Here is an 18,609-nt window from a genome sequence, read left to right as displayed (position 1 = left end):
CAAGCCGCGCTCCACAAGCGCATTGTTCAAGTTAAACCCGTTCTAGCCGCTGAGTACTGCCGCAACTTGGGCATCGCTCATGTAAACGGATTGAATGCCGGTTGCAAATACAGCTGATTTTCAGCAGCCATGGACCCCTTAGATGTGCCGACTCGCGAAGGCAGAGCGGACACCAGCGCATTTGACTATGGTTAAAGTCGATGGCAGTCAGCCCATTCGACAATGCGCTTGGTCCCCAAAAACTTGGATGGGGTCCAAACAATGCCTGTCTTTCCTCAGCGGATAAGCCAAGCGCTTGGCATAGGCCTTCAAAGTTTCGAAATGTGTTGCCTAACTGCCGCAGCGATTCGTAACCGTTTGCCCGTGCAACGCGCATCAAAAAACCCAGGGTAGCCTCGCCATTGATCGGACGCGGACGCACAGGTAAAGCACAATAATCGTTCACGGCAATCATGCTGGTTTTTCCTGACATGCCAGTCGAACCAGGGATCCGACGAAGTACAGCTCATAATCGGGTATTCCCGTCAGGTGTAATCCGAGCTTTGGTAAAACATCGCTAGGATCGCTTAGCTCACGCAATTCTTTCGGTATCCGCCACCAATAGATGAGCGCTCGACAATCCGCTAAATCAGCGTGCTGGAATGCCTCACTCGACAGGCGATTTAGGATGTCCACCAACTCCAACTCGTATTCCCGCTTACCGTATTTGACGGGCGGTATAACTGTTGTTTGTTGATAGCGAAGCATTTCGGGATCGAGGTCGCCAATATGTTTGGATAAATTTGCCCACCAGTGCATCAACGCTGATTGTTTTTCGCGTCGCCGTGTTGGCGAAATCCAGGGGTTATAAAACACCGCCGACGAGATCGGCAATTTCAGTTGGTAGTCGGCCAGCATTTGCGCCACTACCACCTGAATTTTCATCTGGAAGTATCCATAGCTGCCGGTGTCGACAAATAGCATCATCCGATACAACCAATCTAATTTCGACACGGAACAGAGCAAGTCTTTATGCCCTCTGAATCGTCTGGCAAGTATTCTCAGTATCCGATGTCTTAATTCGTCAGGCGACGCCATTATAAGCACGACAATCCAGTCGTCAGACCAGTAAGGTCTGTGACTCCACTTGCTCTGAATCGGCTTGCGGGATCGATGACCGTCACGACATAACGCTTTACGCAACCGACTGCCCCATTCGAGACCTGCGTAAACTTCACTGAGCGTATAACCTTTCGAAATTGACGATTCATCACAGTTGTTGAAACGACTGGGCAGGTCAACATCTTCCGATCCCGCTAAGAGCTGGGCAAATAGCAACTGATTGCGACTGGCAAGTGTAATGGGTGCATTGATAATCGACTGACCACAGGCACAAAACCAATCCGGCATTAATTCGGACCAGGAAAAAGTTTTGCCGCAAAGAGCGCAGTGCTCATACAATCGGATCTGATGAACGGGGCATGCCGCAATCTGCGGCAATTCCCAAAGGGCAAAATGAAAACTGCATTCGCTTAGGCAGAGAACACAAAAACGTACCGGGACGATATCTATTCCCGGCCTGCTATTCTCATGCCCATTCGAGCATTTCGGTAAACGCCGTTTGCGCAGCCACCAGGTCCGATCAAGTTCGGTTGAAGTCCCCAGCAACGTTTGTAAGGTATCAAAAGCCGCTGGTGTAGCATCAGTTGCCGTTCCGCGATACAAAGCGCCTAAGGTATGCGCTAAGCGCCGAGTGATTCGATGCCCGTTGCCACCCTGAAAACGATATAAATAACCCGCTAGACTTTCCCCCTTTTCCATTGTTTGGCGCACCGGATACTGGCTATGCGGAATCAGCATACCGGCTCCAGACCAGACCTGCGGCTATTGCCGAAACTGCCGCACTCAAACGGTTCGTTTCCTCGAGCCAGACGGCGAAATTCGAATCCCGGATTGAACGGATTTAGCTTGCCCACACCTTCCCACCATATTTCCTCGGTAAAGGCTTGCTCCAATAGGGACGGTCCAATCTCGTTTATTTCTGTTTCCAGTGCGATCCTCAACGATGTGGCTAACAGCTTTTTGATATAGGCCACACGGCCATCACTGGCGTAATAGAGGCGCATACCCAGTTCGTCCCAGCCACAAGAGCCGCAGTGCAGAGGAAGCGGCAAACAAGAACCCAGCGAACGGAATAACTGCAAACATTCAGCGTGGATAGTGTCCTTATCACTTTGTCCCAAGGCCAAACGAATACGTCGGGAAAAACGTCGGCGTAATTGCTCGTTAACCTGTAACAGTTTTTCCAGGCGAGGCAGACCTAGAAACACCGTCGGTACCCCCGTCTGGTCTATCAATGATTTAAGCCAGTCGCCCACCAAATAATGCGTAGTTGATTTCCCGCGATCATGGATATGCTGGGCTTCGTCGAACAAAATCATTTCTACCCGACAGGCGCGGCATAGCGTAATCACCCGAGCGGTTTTTGCCGACACAGTGCCGGAAGCCGCCGCCGGATCACCCAATTTCTCGAGCAGCGCGGACGCCATACTGGCAATGGTGGCCGCCGGTGGCACCGATACGATCAATACTGGCGTAACATCCCGATCTGGCAACTTGAAGCGAGGATATTGTTGTTCTACCCACCGGCAGAGACTGCTCTTACCCGTGCCACTTTCTCCCAGTAAAAGCAGATGATGTGCAATCCCCGTCTCTCGAAACAGCGCGATGTTTGCTTTGACGGCATCGACTGCAACAACAAAAGGCGGGAAGGGAATGTACTCTTCATCGAAACGCTGCAATGCATCGAAAATCTCTTTGAAATTCATCGCGACCTCCCTGTCAGCGTTTCATTTGAAAGGAGGCGATGATTTCCATCGCCGTCTGTTCTTGACCCTGATCACCCGCTATAGACACCTTGGTATTTTTCGGCTTGGTAACCTTTATAACGTCGGGTTTAGTGACAGTATTCAGATCGGACCCGTTCGGTTTACTGCTGCTGATCCCCCGCAAAGCGCCACTTCGACGTCTATCCTTAAGCTTACGACTGATCATCAAGTCTTCTACAGCCTGTGCCAAATCTTGTTTAGCCTGGCGTAATGCCACTTTGTCGACAGCCGCCTCACCTTGTTCATTCAGCCTCAGACGGATAAATTTGTTTTGCGTTGCCGTAAGGCCTTTTGCATAGTCGTACTCGACTGCCTTTACGGTGATAGGCTCGGCATCGTCAGGTCCCCAAACATAGATTTCACCCAGATCTTCGGGGTCGTGTACTACCCTAACCTTAACGCCTTCACCATAACGACGCATGATGGGCGCGAGTTCGTCGCTACGGTAATACAGCCAATTCAATAAAATGCCATCATGACGCAATGATCGGGAATAGACTTTCCCGATGTGACACTGAAAAGTCTGCAGATCATTGGGAAGTATCGGCTGATGATGTGTCATGCTTTCCTGCCAACGTACCATAGGCGTGGTACCAATACCTCGGTGTAAGTCCTGAGCATAGATATCGACCACCCATTTCTCAAAAACCTGTTTGAATTCTGCAAAGGTTAATAAGGCCGCCTTTTGTGGGTCGTAATCCCCCCTTTGATAGAATCTCGAAAAACTAGTACCCGGCAACTGATGGACAAAACTGCAATTAATGGTGCCGAGATAGCGTTCAACCACACCTTTGTACCAAGGGGAATGTTTTGGACAGAATTGAATATGGCTTCCTAAATCGAACCCAACGCTATCAAGATCGTTGCTATGAAACTCGAAACCATTATCGAGTACCATTTTTTCGGGTATGCCGTAACAAGGCCAGCTGTTGACGATTTTTAGATTGGCTATAACTGGCTCCGCCAATTTTTTAGGCAGAATGGCATGGCGAAGTGCGCCCATGACAGCAGCAGTGGAAGGACTTTCAAAGCTCAAGTAATAGCCAAGCAACATCCGACTGTAGTGATCAATCACGACAGTCAGTGTCGGTCTGCCCAACGGTAACCATGTCCGTTCGTCAATCAGGAATAAGTCCAGCGGTGTATGGTCAATTTCGACACGCTCCAAGATCCGATACGTTTTGACCCCCACCTTAGAAATTCTAAATCGGCGATCAGCAACGGACTTCCCCTCCTTTAACACCGTTAGGTCGTAGGCATCGGTTCGCTTAAGCATGCGATATACGGTGCGTCGCGACGGTGCCTTGAGCGGTTTAGCACCCAGTTGCCGCTGATTTTCAAGCTCGATCTTTCCACACAAGCGCTCATAGAGTGTATAGCCTGACGCTTGGGGAGAACGATTAAATACTTCGGCCATCGCTTCTTCCGCCAACTGTAGAATGCGATCAGATTGCCGCAATGTCCGAGGTCCGCATCGATCAGTTCTCGGAATAATGGCTCGCGCGTCGCTTTGTTCAGAAAAACGCTTATACCATCGATAAAGTGAGGTTATGCTAGGCGGGCTTGCATCGGCAATTTCCGCGGCAGCCAGTTTGATCAGCGGTTTGAGATAATCCTTTGTAAAAACCGGAACGCCATAAGCCAGAATCTTTTCGAGATAATGCTTTCGGCGAACCACTTTTTGCTTCACGTGTTCAGCTAAATCTTCGAGCGGCCTGGAAAACGTAGGCGGCGAAGAGGCGCTTGAAGATGATTCGGCTAATGTTGCGGATATTTTGCCATCCCTATATTCGGTAAGAAGCCGCTCGCGACAGACCACCGATAAATGACCGTCAGTCGGGCATTCCAAAAGCAAGTCGCCATTCGCTTGAATCCGATCAATTCGGTACTCGATACCTCTCCAATCAAAAACCATATTCTTGCGCAACGCAAAACCAGTCATTGTCTGCCTCCAATTTCAATTCAATTCGGGTATCGTCCGAGATAGGCTGGTCCAGAGAACAGCGTAAAGATCCCGCCAAAAGCAAACAGTAAAGGTCAACGCTACTGTCCGTTGTTAAAGCTGTAACCTCTGCAAGCGATGCAGGAAGGCAGTCGCGAAGTTTATTGATGGCGACCGTCATGGCATCCGCCGATGGCCGAATACGTGGCGCCTGACGAAGTACCCAGCGAAGATTGGATAAGCGTGGCTCTTGCCGTATTACTTCATCGGTCAATATAACGAAGGGCATTTTCGATCTGCGCATATGCTCAGCGACACAATTAAGTTTGTGCTGCACATCGTCATGACCAAGGCTACTGACCGGTTTGACTTCGATGAGGACGATTTCGCCGGTGGTCAACACCAGCTCGAAATCCGGGGTATATCGGCGCAATTTAGCGCCATCGGGATAATGAAGGGTTACGGGTTGTTCACGATAGCGGACAATATTGGGAGATGCCTCGAACAGATAAATCGCTTCGAGTTCTAGCAATCCTTCGTGGTGGACCATCCGCCCATTCTTGCGGCTGGGGAATTTACCGCGAACGATACCACCTGATGGGGTAATGACATTTCGAGCTCGTTTATGGACGTCACCGTCAGGTTGACGACCACGCCAGCGCCCTTGCCAAAGATTCGAGGACATAACTCGTCTCCGTTAATCTAATTTCAGGGCATGTCGGCGCAATGTAGCGCTTTCGGAAAGACATGGACTTATTGGTTGTTCGAGATCTCGGACAATTTCAGCGGATGTATCAAACAGATAAATAGCTAAGAGTTCTAGTAATCTCTTATAGGGGATCATCCGAACACTCTTGTGGCTTAGAAATTTATCGCGAACAATGCCGCATGATGAGGTAATGATATTTAGCGCTAGTCTATACATGACTGCTCCTTCCACAGATGCGTGCCGAGCAAGCTCAACCCAACATCGTCAGTTGCTGTAATGACACACCAATTTTTAGGCAAAATTATGCCTATACACGATTAAATGAACGTGCGGTAATTGGGTCAATCATGGAAACGGCTTGACGCTGTGGAAGGTTATAGCGATACTGAAGACGCCAATCCGGCAGTATCGTTTGATGCTTCCAAACAGCGGGGCAAGCCGCAAGGTTTGTCCCGCTTACATGGTGGCCTCCTTAAATCTGTTACGCTTAACACTACGTATTGGTTTCAATACCTGACGGTTCTGGGGATCTCTCAAACGGACAACATCACGAATCATGCGCACTTGAACCTCCGATAGCTCCGATAGCTGTTCCCTCAAATCTCTAAACATCCAGTAAACGTCTTCCCTGGCGTCCACATCAATTGTGAATTTTCGTTGAGATGCACACAGCGCCTCATGTAGCCTTTGCTTTTCTTCAGCTGAAAGCGACAGCCCTTCGCATATGCGCTCTACAAGCTCTGCTGTCGGCGGCCCTTTAAGTCCTACCTCAAGCGCAGAAATATAGCTCTGTTCATATCCAACCAGAGCCGCAAGCTCGCCCTGACGAATGCCATAACGTGTACGAAGCGCTACTAAACATTGAGAAAATGGACTCATAATTAAACTGAATATGAAAATTTATTTTTATTTGAGAATAATAAAAAAAATTCAACTTTTCAACGATATTTTATATATACAAGAATATAATAGAACTGCAATATACATAAACTGTATTACACTTTACAAAAACTGTAATATAATTTTTAAAAGGTGTAGTGCTACCTCACGATAATAAATTCATATAAAACATAATATAAATCAGTTATTAGTAATCAATTTTTGAGTCGTCACCTTAATTTATTTTTAATAGCGACCAATTATTCTGTCCACACTGCATTACTACACCGACTTGCACACCCTCGGCCCGGCAAGGTTCACAAATTATGGGCTTTAGGCCGTGCTATACCTTTCAGCTTCCGCATCGACTCTCCCTTGAGTTCTATAGGATTAGCCCGGTGGACGATCCGGTCCAGAATCACGTTGGCGGCGTTGGTATCTTCGAACAATTCGTACCAATTCTTCGTCGGGGATCGCCCAAATTTGAATCGAATTCAAATTGATGGTGATCGGCAAAACGATATAAACAGCAAGTCTATGTCTAGTCCGTTTCTTAGCATTGCATCTAAAAGCACAGCTGGAACATGATTGCCGATCTCCGGCAGCGGAAGGAATACTCTTTGCGATAGCGGTAGGTAAAGGGGGGGTGATTGCCCTACCGATGTATATACGCAATGACAGGTTATTTTTTGAACGACACTGCTTGTTTAATAACCTGACCCGCCCCCTATAACTACCGACAGATCAAACTTTAATTTTTGGTGGCATTTATGCTCTTAGAAAAATCGATTCGAACTGATAACGCAAATTGCACATCTAATATTTGGCCGCGGCCCTAACTTACTACGGCTGGTAAGCTCAATGGGGTGAGACGTAATTTGGATTTTCGCGGTAAATCTAATGTCTACCCGAGATTGTCTAGGTCGATTTCCAGCAATGACAAATACAAAATATACATTATCGGTAGGTATAGGGGGCGGGTGGTTTGGCTTCTGCACATGACACGCCCCATATTTGCGTATTCCGATCAAGACCGCCACCAATTCAAAAAACGAATCCGGCCAGATTTTGGTTGCCGAATCTATAGAGCGTCAACTCCATATAAATAAGTAGCTGACACTACGCACCTTGCGCCTTCATCACTTTGACAGCATTGGTGGTAATTTAGCCTCGGGGCTAACCTCTTTAAATTGAATATCAGCAATTGACATACTAATGGTTTAATAGAATAGGCCATGCCTTGCCTGAACCCAGATCGGGATGGCGTAGTTCTGTTACAGGAATACCGTATTCATCCCTGATTTGGTCGATCGTATTCAGGCAACGTGCAGCCGAGTCTCCTGGGCCTCCGTCAGTCGTCATGGCTAGCAGTTTCCGCCGTAGTTCGACGGCAGGCGCAGCCACAACGTTATAAGCGCTTCCCCAGTTTTCAGTAGGAACGTGCTGAGTCACGATACGCTCAATCGTACGCCAGGACACAAAGGCTCGCTTCTGCTCGATCTCAATTTGGATGAGTAACAACAATCCGTCCGCGTCGGGGGTTTCCGCGACGGACTTAGCGAGGAGCACAAGCCCCGGTGAGTTAGGGGCGTTTCTCAAAAGATCATAGACGTACGAGCGCAATGCAGGTTGCTCGCCTATAAAGCCCGCTAAAAGCATAGATATACGCCATTGATCCTCACCACTTTTGCCGTTGAAAACACCCTGTGCGGCCAAATTTACAAAGCACATCATTGCTGTAAGCGTCCCGCGACAAGACACAGCGTTGCGCCAGGCATGAGACGCGTAAAGGTACGGATCAGCCTCGGCGAGTCGGAAAAGGGTGCTCTCCGCGTTATCACCAGGCGCGTGCCCTAACGCGTCTAGCAACTTTTCCAATGCTTCTGAGGTGCGGTGTTCTTTCGGTAACGCTTGCACAATGTCAAAAGCATCAATTGAGCTATTACTGAATGGCAACAAACTCAGCCAATCTCGTAGCTCGTAACGTTCTGTCAAAATCCAAGGTTGTTTCTGAGCAGATTCAAAGACCTCAGCTATACCGTGTTTGATCAGTTCTATATCAAGTAGCACGCCGGAGAGAACGAGATTAGTGAGGAGTAGGCAGCGTTGATGCCGATCCGCTAAGGTGATAATTGCCTTAATGGTATCGTCTCGCCGGCCGTGCGGAAGTGCAGTAGCCACGATAGCAAGTGTTATCGCGTGCTTCCTCATTGTCTCGGTCGCCTCCTCTCCTATCAACTGCTCGATGACTGTGAAAATGGCGTCGGCTTCCTCTGAAGACCCCGAAGGATCTGATAAGCGTGCAGCTCGCTTTTCTGTTACACGTGAGAAATTCGGCCCGCTCTTCCAAATATTGGTGTCGCTCGGTTCATTCACATCCCGCCACTGCTCGACAAGCACCAATGCAGCTGAATAGCCGAAGTCTTCGTTTAATAAATATTCCCGCATCAGCGCCTTTGTCTCTGCACAATTGATCGCGTGGAACGCACGCTGATATTGCAGCGTCCAAGACGAACGTGCTTCGTTTGTAGCCAAGCCTCCTCGGTACTGATCAACTTTCGCCTGTTCCTTGAACGCTCGCCAACGTCGGAGTTCTTCGTCCAACAGTCGCTTAAGTAACGGTAGTAACGCCGCAGACGGTGCGTGACAGGCAAGCGTGGCAATCGACGCGAGCTGCCTGCGCGTCACATCATCCGAAGCCAACAATCGATTGCCCCAATCTTCTATAAACTCTGTAATCGTAGCAAGAGCCCCTGAATCAAACGGCTGACCCCGACGATTTTCGCCATGCGGGTGTCGTGAGATTAGATCCGCCAATGCCACAATTTTCTGAGTGTTAGCTTGCGCTGATCTTGCCTCGATCGCCGCAAGAAGGCATGGGGCTTTGGTATACCCGATTCGATTAAGAAGAATATGATAGCGATCAGCTACCGATTTATCATAATTGCCATTAGTATCGTGAATCTGATTTATGGCATCAAACATCTTGTCGATAATGCGGCCTACCGACTTCGTACTAAGCGCCGAGGCGGCAGCATTTGCGCGCTCATCAATACAATCTGCTTCAAGCGCAATTTTGCACAGATCACTGTCTTCAACAAACTCTAAACTTAATTCGGATATCAGCTCCGATGCGCGGTACGGAAGCGTGCGACCTTCCTGTAAACGACGAAGGATACCAGCGGCAACGGCACGAGGAAAGCATTTGGCAGCCTCATGAATAAGATTGACAGTGCCATTCTGCCTATTGTCGATTTCAATTTCGGCGATTACGGTCGCTAGTTCAGTACTCCGGTCGATATCGCCACGCCCATATACCAGAGAGTGCAACTTATCGTAGGCGCTCATGCCTTCTTTGCACCGCCGTTCCCGCGCTGCAGAGAGTCTAGTCTTGATGGCATCGTCTTCTAGATTATCAATCAGGTCATTTTGCACCAAAAGGTCAAAAGTTTTATTGTCAGCACCTTTTAGTACATCAGCAATGTGTCTATCAGCACAGCGCCACGCAAATTCATTGACCACTGCGGCTTTTATTTCTGAGTCGGGATCAGATTTAGCAACGGCGGTCACTAGATCAAGGCCATCCATGCCACTGTTAGACGCAATTTCGAGAAGAACGTTTTTCCGAATTTTAGGCGGGAGCTCCGTAAGCCGCTTGACAGCGTCGCTTCCTAGAATCGAAGGGCGAAAGCGTCTACCTAGACGCAATGCAGAGAGATGGATCTGATCATCCTCGTGTGTGATAAGCGGCCAAACCTGATCGAGAAATTCAGGGCGGCCTGATGCAATCATAAAGCCAAGTGCGCGATCAACTTTTCCGGTTTTGTGCCACTGCCTGACAAGGCCTTGAATAGTCGGCCCGATACGCACCCAAACTGCCTCAGTGGAGCGGTAAATCATCTCGGCAGCTAAAATAGGATCAACAGTGAATGCCTCCAAAATAGCAGAGCAGCAGGCTTCCAACTGCGGCTGAACTCCGCGCGCCAATCGCTCACACGCGAAGAGAATAGATTCCTCCCATACAGGCAGATTCAGGACATCCGACTTCAATGCTTCCAGCGACTTCTCACAACCAACACTTAAAAGCATCAGACGCTCGACCATATGAGACCCATACCACTCTAGAAATTGCTGATGCTGGAACGAATAACCGGAGAGGACGTTATCTCGTACCAACAGATGATGGCTGACCAGCGCCTCCAGCACCAAGTTTGGCTGGGGCTTTTCAGTAATTAGTCCTTCGGCCACGAGCTCGTCGTCCGTTCCGGAAATTGATTTACGCGCAATGGATTCTGAAAGAGTCGTATTTGCGACTCGCGTGGCTGTTACCGCAAGGTCTTCCAAAAATCGTTGGTGGAGGCCAAATGTAACGTCCTCGAGCGCTACGACGCAATAATTGTTATCTTCGTGAACACCAATAAATTGACGAAGAATCTCTTCCTTAGTAGCCGGAAATGGCGATTCCTCAGGTAGAGCTAACAGTGAAGTTAAATATAGAGGGATTGTTATGAGTTCGCGTACACCAGTCGTTCGCCACGCTTGATCGATAATACGCTCGCCCGCCTCTCCACGAATTGCCCGTGCGATGTCAAGCTGCTGCATTTCGTCAAGTGGCAGGAGGTTAACCCGTTTGCCATTGACCGGAACATCGAGAGCCTGTTTACGTGTCGAAATAAGCAAGCTCACTTCGGGCAGTTCTAACTGCAATCGCTCAAGCTGGACTGCTGCCCGTTTGCGAGAATCTTTGTCGAGTTCGTTCCAACCGTCTAAAAGTAGGATTACGCCAGGTTTTGATGCCACGGTGCGCAATTGATCTTCTGTAATACCACAGAATGCAGGACGCTTAAGTACGGATTCAAGCAGCGACACCCCGTCAGCTGACCAGTCACCGAGTGGAATAATGATTGGAACAGAATGACTATTGGCAATAACTGCTTCTGCTATTTGAAACAGTGTCGTCGTTTTCCCCATACCAGGTGGTGCGACAAGGACAAGATCATCTAACGTTGCAAGTGCCGTAGCTAAAGCCGATGTGCTCACGGGATCGTTTAGTCCATCAATCTCTAACGTCAGTGCAATTGAAGTCGATGGCCATTTGTAAGATCGTTTGAAAACGTTGAGATCGGCGGCGGCGGCGGCATGAAAACGGAAGCTTAGCTCGTCTTTTGACAGCCCCTGATCCACTAAGCCTTGCTGCACGCCTTGATTGTAGAGAACGCGTAGCCACGAATCCTTTTGTGCCTTTTCCTTCCATTCGTGCAGAAGGTCTTTGGTAAACGTGGAGTCTTTCGCATCCACGGCTTTTCCGTGAAGCTGACACATCCATATGCCATTGTCCGGAGATTTACGCTGTTCGGGCGTCATTGTGGGGTCGTAACGAGGACCTCCAGGCGCTGCTGCACAAATATGCGCTGCAATTCCGAGATTGATTTCGCCATCACCATCAGAGTTTGAGCCTATGGTGTGACGGCGACATGACGGATCAGAACACAGCCAGCCAGCTCTTTTTGCTATCTGTTGCTTGATCTTTGCTGTAAATTCGTCTCTATTTTCTTTGGCCATCTGTCGCGGTAATTCAGATCAGTCACCCACGAGCCTAAGTGACACAGTGCCAATATACCAAATTTGTCCTAAAGAACGGGACGTTCACAATTGTAATAGCTAAATTCAAGCTGTATGTATTCTTAATCTACTTTAGACAAAGTACTTGCCAATCGGCTTTTCAGTTCGTAAGACAGCTCAAACCTGGAAGCCCTCATTGATTAAACGCACGCTCGAAGGGCATCAACGGATCGATAACGATCAGTCTCTTTCATTTCTATAAACACATCAAGTTGAGCGCTAACGTCTTGCCGATCAGCCCCCACAGTTGCAAACATGCTCCCATTCGGGTTCTAAGAACCAAAGCCAATCGGTTTTTTTCATTTTTTGTGTCACTAATTTTTCACTACTTTGGCACACTTTTCACTAATTGTGGCACCCGACACGTTATACATCCAAATTCGCCACATCCAAGGCGTTCTTAACTATGAAATCCCGACGTGGTTCCACCACATCGCCCATTAGCGTGGTGAAGATTTCGTCGGCGGCGACTACGTCGTTGATGGTGACTTGCAGCATGCGGCGGCCGTTGGCGTCGAGAGTGGTTTCCCAAAGCTGTTCCGGGTTCATTTCGCCCAAACCTTTGTAACGCTGGATGTGCTGGCCTTTTTTAACTTCTTTCATCATCCATTCGAATGCTTGCTTGAAGTTATCGACTTGTTGTTCGCGCTCACCCATACGCATGACAGAGGTTTCGCCGAACATGCTGAGGGTTTTTTCTACATAGCGGGCGATTTTTTGATAATCGTTGCCGGCAAAGAAGGGTGCATGCAAGACAAAACTTTTGGTAATGCCGTGCAGACGCTTACTGACTTCCACATCGAAGTCGTCGCTGCCGCGATATTTTAACTCGGTGCTGAATATGGCTTTATGACCACCCTCGTTCAGATTTTTTTGCAGCAAATCCAACCAGGCTTGCAGCTTTTGCTGATCGGCTTTGATTTCGTCGCTTAACACCTGCATGTAGGTCATTTGCTCCAGATACAGGTCGTCGTAGCGTCTGGACAGGCGATTGATGATGCTCATCACGTCGGCAAATTCAGTCGCCAATTTTTCCAGACCTTGGCCTTGGATGACCGGGGTGTCGGCATCGGTTTGTAGTTGCGCTTTGTCCAAAGCCAATTGGATCAAGTATTGATTTAAGGCGTTGTCGTCTTTGACGTAATGCTCTTGTTTGCCTTTTTTGACTTTGTATAAGGGCGGTTGGGCGATGTAGATGTGGCCGCGCTCGACCAACTCCGGCAATTGCCGATAGAAAAACGTCAGTAACAGGGTGCGAATGTGCGAGCCGTCGACGTCCGCGTCGGTCATGATGATGATGCGGTGGTAGCGGAGTTTATCGATGTTGTATTCGTCTTTACCAATCCCGCAGCCCAAGGCGGTGATCAGGGTGCCGACTTCTTCCGATGAAATCATACGGTCGAAGCGGGCGCGTTCCACGTTAAGGATTTTACCTTTCAACGGCAGGATGGCTTGGGTGCGGCGATCACGGCCCTGTTTTGCGGAGCCGCCCGCCGAGTCCCCTTCCACGATGAACAGTTCGGACAAGGCCGGGTCTTTTTCCTGGCAATCGGCGAGTTTGCCGGGTAAACCGGCAATATCCAGGGTGGTTTTGCGGCGGGTCATTTCCCGAGCTTTTCTAGCCGCTTCACGTGCTCTGGCTGCATCGATAATTTTGGCGGCGATGGCTTTGGCGACTTGCGGTTGTTCCAGCAGGAACTCTTGCAGTTTTTCGTTCATGGTCGATTCGACCAAGGGTTTGACTTCCGATGACACTAATTTGTCTTTGGTCTGCGAGGAGAACTTGGGATCGGGGACTTTTACCGACAACACAGCGGTTAGACCTTCGCGGGCATCGTCACCGGTGGTGGCGACCTTTTCTTTTTTAGCCAGGCCGTTAGTTTCGATGTATTGGTTGATGGTGCGAGTCAAGGCGCCTCTAAAACCGGCCAAATGCGTACCGCCGTCGCGTTGTGGGATGTTGTTGGTATAGCAGAACACGTTCTCTTGGTAGGAGTCGTTCCATTGCATCGCCACTTCCACCGTTACGCCTTCTTTTTCGGCGATAAAGTGAAAGACTTTTTCAAACAACGGGGTTTTGTTTTTGTTCAGATGCTGCACAAAGGCGCTGATACCGCCCTCGAATTCGAATACATCTTCCTTGCCGGATCTTTCGTCGCGCAAGGAGATGCGCACACCGGAATTTAAAAACGACAGTTCCCGCAAACGTTTGGCAAGGATGTCGTAATGAAATTCGATATTGGTGAAGATAGTTGGGCTGGGCTTGAAGTTGATGTAGGTACCGCTGCCTTCACAGTCACCAATCACCGCTAACGGTGCTACAGGCTCGCCGAGTACATATTTTTGCATATGCAGCTTACCGTTCTTACGAATCTTCAGCGTCAGCTCTTCAGACAAGGCATTCACCACCGAGACGCCTACGCCATGAAGGCCACCGGAGACTTTATAGGCGTTGTCGTCGAACTTACCGCCGGCGTGCAGGATGGTCATAATCACTTCAGCGGCGGAACGGCCTTCTTCTTTGTGTATATCCACCGGAATGCCGCGACCGTCGTCGTAGACAGATACGGACCCATTTTCATGAATGACGACATCGACGCCCTTGCAATACCCAGCCAGCGCTTCGTCGATGGAGTTATCGACGACTTCGAATACCATGTGATGCAAGCCGGAACCGTCATCGGTGTCGCCAATGTACATGCCTGGACGTTTCCTGACCGCATCCAAGCCTTTTAGTACTGTGATATTCGAACTGTCGTAATTTTCACTCATGGGTATATCCATTGTGTTGTGTTTTACCGCAACGATGCCCTGTCTTCATGTCACGCATGAATCGGTTGTATCGTGTGTGATGGGAGTTGTTAATTTTTATTATTTGTTCCACGTGAAACATCAAAATTGTTTTACATCGCCGTGTTCCACGTGAAACCATTTATAGTTTTCTACCGAACTTAAGTCGCCAAAATCAGCTATATCGGTACTGCTGATAAAAACCTGGCAACTCAATCCAACGAGGTATTTTATCAATTTTGCCCGGTTTTCTGTATCCAATTCGGACGCTAGATCGTCAATGAGAATGACGCACGAGTATGGGCTTTCCTGATTCAGTAAGGTCACTTGTGCCAATAACAAAGCCAAGACCAAAAGCTTTTGTTGCCCCCGTGACAGATAGTCTCTAGCCAGTCTTTTGTTTTGATACGTTTGAAAATCCGCTCGGTGCGGGCCGCTATGTGTAAAGCCATAGCGCATATCTCGGTCTAGATCGTTTTTCAAAATAAAGTCTAAGGCTTGTCTATCGTCCCAGCCTGGCAAGAAGCGTAAATCGACATCATCCTTATCCAAAAAATGGCTAGCCATTTCTAAAAACACCGGTTGCAAGCTGGCGACATAGGCCAAACGAAAATCGTTAATCACCTGCCCATATTCCACAAATTCCTTATCCCAGGCCGGCAGCTGTTTAATTTGCCGGGTTTTCAACAAAGCGTTGCGTTGCTGCAATGCCTTATTAAACTTCCGCCAACTGGGCAGAAAGTTTTTGTGCTGATTAAAAATCCCCCAGTCTAAAAACTCTCTACGAATTTGTGGCCCGGAGTCCAGCAAGCGATAACTCTTGGGATGAATCAATTGCACCGGCAATGCGTAAGCCAAATCCGCTTTTTGCCGATCTTCCTGATCGATGCGGATCTGGCATTGTTTATTGTCAATCTGTATCCCCAACGTACTGACTGAACCGGACTGTTGCCGATTTTGTGCCGACACCGTCAATTGCGGCTGATCAAAAGAAATTGCCTGCTTGGTATGGGTGGTTCTGAACGAGCGGGACCTACCCAAAATAAAAATGGCTTCCAGCAGCGAACTCTTACCGCTGGCATTGGCACCAGTGATGAAATTAATGGCAGGAGACGGCGAGATACTTGCTGAATGGATGTTCCTGACCGACAGCACATCCAGCTTTAACAAGGTCATAATCCCTGGACAACCTACATCCGCATCGGCATCACGATAAATTTAAACAAAGGCTGTTCAGGTTCTTCAATAAAACAACTGCTGGCGTTGCCGGCTATGGTTAGCACCGCCATTTCGGAATCAAGATTGGACACCGCATCCAGCATATATTGCGAGTTAAACGAAATACTCAACGGCTCGCCTTGATAATCGATGATCAACTCTTCCTCGGCCTCGTCATGCTCGGGATTATGCGTACTGAGTTTCAGCAAATCTCTGGATATATCGAAAGTCACGCCCTTGTATTTTTCATTAGACAGAATCGCCACCCGCGTTAACGCATCTCTCAAGACTTGTTTTTGGATTAGCAACGGACTCATAAAGCTTTGATTGAACACTTTACTGAAATCCGGGAATTTGGCATCAATCAGCTTGGAAGAGAACACCACATCCTTGTAATAAATTCGGATGTTGTTGCTGGAAAACTGGATATTCAATTCAGCATCTGCATCATCAAGCAAACGACTGAGTTCCTGCACCGCTTTTCTGGGCATGATAATGCGGGATTCATAACCGGTCGCTTGCCCTATGTCATCTTCATAAATCGACAAACGATGACCATCGGAAGCGACCAGCTTTAGCCTGGAATTACTCACATTCAGCAGCAAGCCGTTAAGGTAATAGCGTACATCCTGATTAGCCATACAAAACACGGTTTTATCCAACGCCTTCTTGAATTTGCCGGCATTCAATAAAAAGCTATGCTCAAACTCTGACTCATTGAATTCAGGGTAGTGTTCAGCTGGCAAGGTACTTAAAGAAAACCTGCTGCGGCCGGAGACAACTTTGACTTTATCGTCTTGCAACTCGAAGTGGATTTCAGCGCCGTTTGGTAATAAGCGGCAAATATCCAGAAATTTCCTAGCAGGAACCGTAATTTCCCCAGAATTCGATATTGATTCGATATTTAATTTAGCAACAATCTGGATTTCCGTATCCGTACCGGTCATTACCAACTGCTCGTCGCTGGCCTGCAACAACACATTGGAAAGAATCGGCATGGTTTGCCGTTTCTCGATCACGCTAACGATTTGCTGCAGCGGCGGCAAAATTTGATCTTTGCTAATAATAAATTTCATATAAATATCTTTTATATATTGTTACTACTATGTAAACAAAAAGCTGTGGAAAACCGGTTTTATCTAATTTAAATCAAAATCTTAGCATGTATCAAACATTGTTGCCGGATACCGTTTTAGCTTGTATGAGGTTTGTGGATAACCTGGATAGAGTATTTTCGGCACACTTTATCCACAACTTAAGCGCAATTAATGCGATAAGGTTCTCAACAGGTTTTTGTAATCTTCCGCCATCTTCACATCGTCATCTTTCAACTCAGCCACCCGCTTGCAGGCGTTGATGACCGTCGTGTGATCGCGCCCGCCAAAGGCATCGCCGATTTCAGGATAACTGTGCGAGGTCAACTCTCTAGCCAAACACATAGCCACCTGTCGTGGCCGAGTGATGGATTGTTTGCGATTTTTTGAGGATAAATCGGCTACCCTGATCTTGAAATATTCGGCCACGGTCTTTTGAATGTTATCGATACTGATCAACTTATCTTGCAAGCTAATCAAATCGTGCAGCGCTTCCTTGGTAAATTCCAGAGTGATGTCGCGGCCGGTAAATTGCGAGTTGGCTACCACCCGCCGTAACGCACCCTCCAAATCCCTAACATTGGAAGGTATGCGTTTAGCAATGAAGAAGGCGATGTCTTGATCCAGATCCACACCGACTTGCATGGCCTTTTTAATCAAGATAGCGGCCCGGGTTTCCAGATCCGGCGGTTCGATAGCCACTGGCAAACCCCAACCGAAGCGAGACTTCAAACGATCTTCCAAGCCATCGATTTCTTTGGGATATTTATCGCAAGTCAAAACCACCTGATGTTTGTTGTCCAGCAGGTTGTTAAAGGTGTGGAAAAACTCTTCCTGGGAACGTTCCTTACCGGCCAGAAACTGGATGTCGTCCATTAATAAAATATCGATGCTGCGGTAGTACTCTTTAAACTGATTGATGCTGTTTTGTTGCAGTGCCTTGACCATGTCCTGCACAAACTTCTCGGAATGCAGATAGACGATATTGGCGTCGGGCTTTTTCAACAGCACCGCGTTACCGATGGCATGCATCAAATGGGTTTTACCCAGACCGGAACTGCCGTAGATAAACAGCGGGTTGTAGACCTTGCCGATGTTATCGGAAACCGTCATCGAAGCGGCTCTGGCTAATTGATTGGATTTACCTTCCACAAAGCTTTCAAAGGTGAAGGCTTTGTTTAAAAAATTCGGTTGATTCTTCTTTTGCGCCGGACTTTTATTAAGTGCCGGTGCTTTGATGGCCGGCGATTTTTTACTGCCGATTTCAAACTGTACCGCCAAGGTCGCATTGGAAAACTCGTTGACGGCGTCTTCGATGATCGCGAAAAAATGTTGTTTGATGTGGTCGATAATAAACCGGTTGGGAGCAAGCAATTTTAACTGGCTGTCGGTTTCCACAGCTTGCAGCGGCCTGATCCAGGTGCTGAAATCGGTACTGGGAATTTCATGTTCAAGCTTGGCCAGGCAGTTGTTCCAAATCACACTCAT

Annotated in this window: 12 protein-coding genes; all 12 read right to left on the bottom strand. The window is 48.1% G+C overall.

Going from position 1 to position 18,609, the window contains the following annotated elements; genetic code table 11:
- Positions 1-31: 31 nt before the first annotated feature.
- Complete coding sequence (locus JL719_RS23915) at positions 32-454, bottom strand: TniQ family protein (protein ID WP_225892941.1); 423 nt, start codon at positions 452-454, stop codon at positions 32-34.
- Positions 451-1,839: a TniQ family protein gene (locus tag JL719_RS00050; RefSeq protein ID WP_084153345.1), complete on the bottom strand. Its 1,389-nt coding sequence runs from the start codon at positions 1,837-1,839 to the stop codon at positions 451-453. The genes JL719_RS23915 and JL719_RS00050 overlap by 4 nt, the downstream gene beginning before the upstream one ends.
- A complete protein-coding gene (locus JL719_RS00045) occupies positions 1,833-2,807 on the bottom strand; it encodes a TniB family NTP-binding protein (protein ID WP_033157622.1) in 975 nt (324 codons plus the stop codon). The genes JL719_RS00050 and JL719_RS00045 overlap by 7 nt, the downstream gene beginning before the upstream one ends.
- 13 nt (positions 2,808-2,820) lie before the next feature.
- Positions 2,821-4,809, bottom strand: coding sequence for a TnsB C-terminal domain-containing protein (locus JL719_RS00040; RefSeq protein WP_033157623.1), 1,989 nt, complete (start codon positions 4,807-4,809; stop codon positions 2,821-2,823).
- Positions 4,772-5,494, bottom strand: a complete 723-nt coding sequence (locus JL719_RS00035) for a TnsA endonuclease N-terminal domain-containing protein (protein ID WP_084153346.1) — start codon at positions 5,492-5,494, stop codon at positions 4,772-4,774. Before JL719_RS00035 ends, JL719_RS00040 begins: the two co-directional genes overlap by 38 nt.
- Positions 5,495-5,974: 480 nt before the next feature.
- Positions 5,975-6,397 (bottom strand): helix-turn-helix domain-containing protein, encoded by a 423-nt coding sequence (locus JL719_RS00030; protein ID WP_033157625.1) that lies wholly within the window; start codon positions 6,395-6,397, stop codon positions 5,975-5,977.
- Positions 6,398-6,714: 317 nt separating this feature from the next.
- Entirely contained in the window at positions 6,715-6,891 is a 177-nt protein-coding gene (locus JL719_RS23910) for an ATP-binding protein (protein WP_373276524.1), read from the bottom strand.
- A 718-nt stretch (positions 6,892-7,609) separates the two neighbouring features.
- Positions 7,610-11,959, bottom strand: a complete 4,350-nt coding sequence (locus JL719_RS00025) for an NACHT domain-containing protein (protein ID WP_033157626.1) — start codon at positions 11,957-11,959, stop codon at positions 7,610-7,612.
- A 426-nt stretch (positions 11,960-12,385) separates the two neighbouring features.
- The gene (gene gyrB, locus JL719_RS00020) at positions 12,386-14,791 is read right to left on the bottom strand and encodes a DNA topoisomerase (ATP-hydrolyzing) subunit B (protein ID WP_033157627.1); all 2,406 of its coding nucleotides are present in this window, start codon (positions 14,789-14,791) and stop codon (positions 12,386-12,388) included.
- A 120-nt stretch (positions 14,792-14,911) separates the two neighbouring features.
- Positions 14,912-15,985, bottom strand: a complete 1,074-nt coding sequence (gene recF, locus JL719_RS00015) for a DNA replication/repair protein RecF (RefSeq protein ID WP_033157628.1) — start codon at positions 15,983-15,985, stop codon at positions 14,912-14,914.
- A 14-nt stretch (positions 15,986-15,999) separates the two neighbouring features.
- The gene (gene dnaN / locus JL719_RS00010) at positions 16,000-17,103 is read right to left on the bottom strand and encodes a DNA polymerase III subunit beta (RefSeq protein ID WP_033157629.1); all 1,104 of its coding nucleotides are present in this window, start codon (positions 17,101-17,103) and stop codon (positions 16,000-16,002) included.
- Between the two features lie 189 nt (positions 17,104-17,292).
- Positions 17,293-18,609 (bottom strand): chromosomal replication initiator protein DnaA, encoded by a 1,317-nt coding sequence (gene dnaA, locus JL719_RS00005; RefSeq protein WP_033157630.1) that lies wholly within the window; start codon positions 18,607-18,609, stop codon positions 17,293-17,295.

Origin of the sequence: Methylomonas sp. LW13 (genome assembly GCF_016865255.1) — a bacterium.
Taxonomy (GTDB): domain Bacteria; phylum Pseudomonadota; class Gammaproteobacteria; order Methylococcales; family Methylomonadaceae; genus Methylomonas.
Note: the sequence above shows the minus strand (reverse complement) of the source record. Positions and strands in the feature narration are given on the sequence as shown.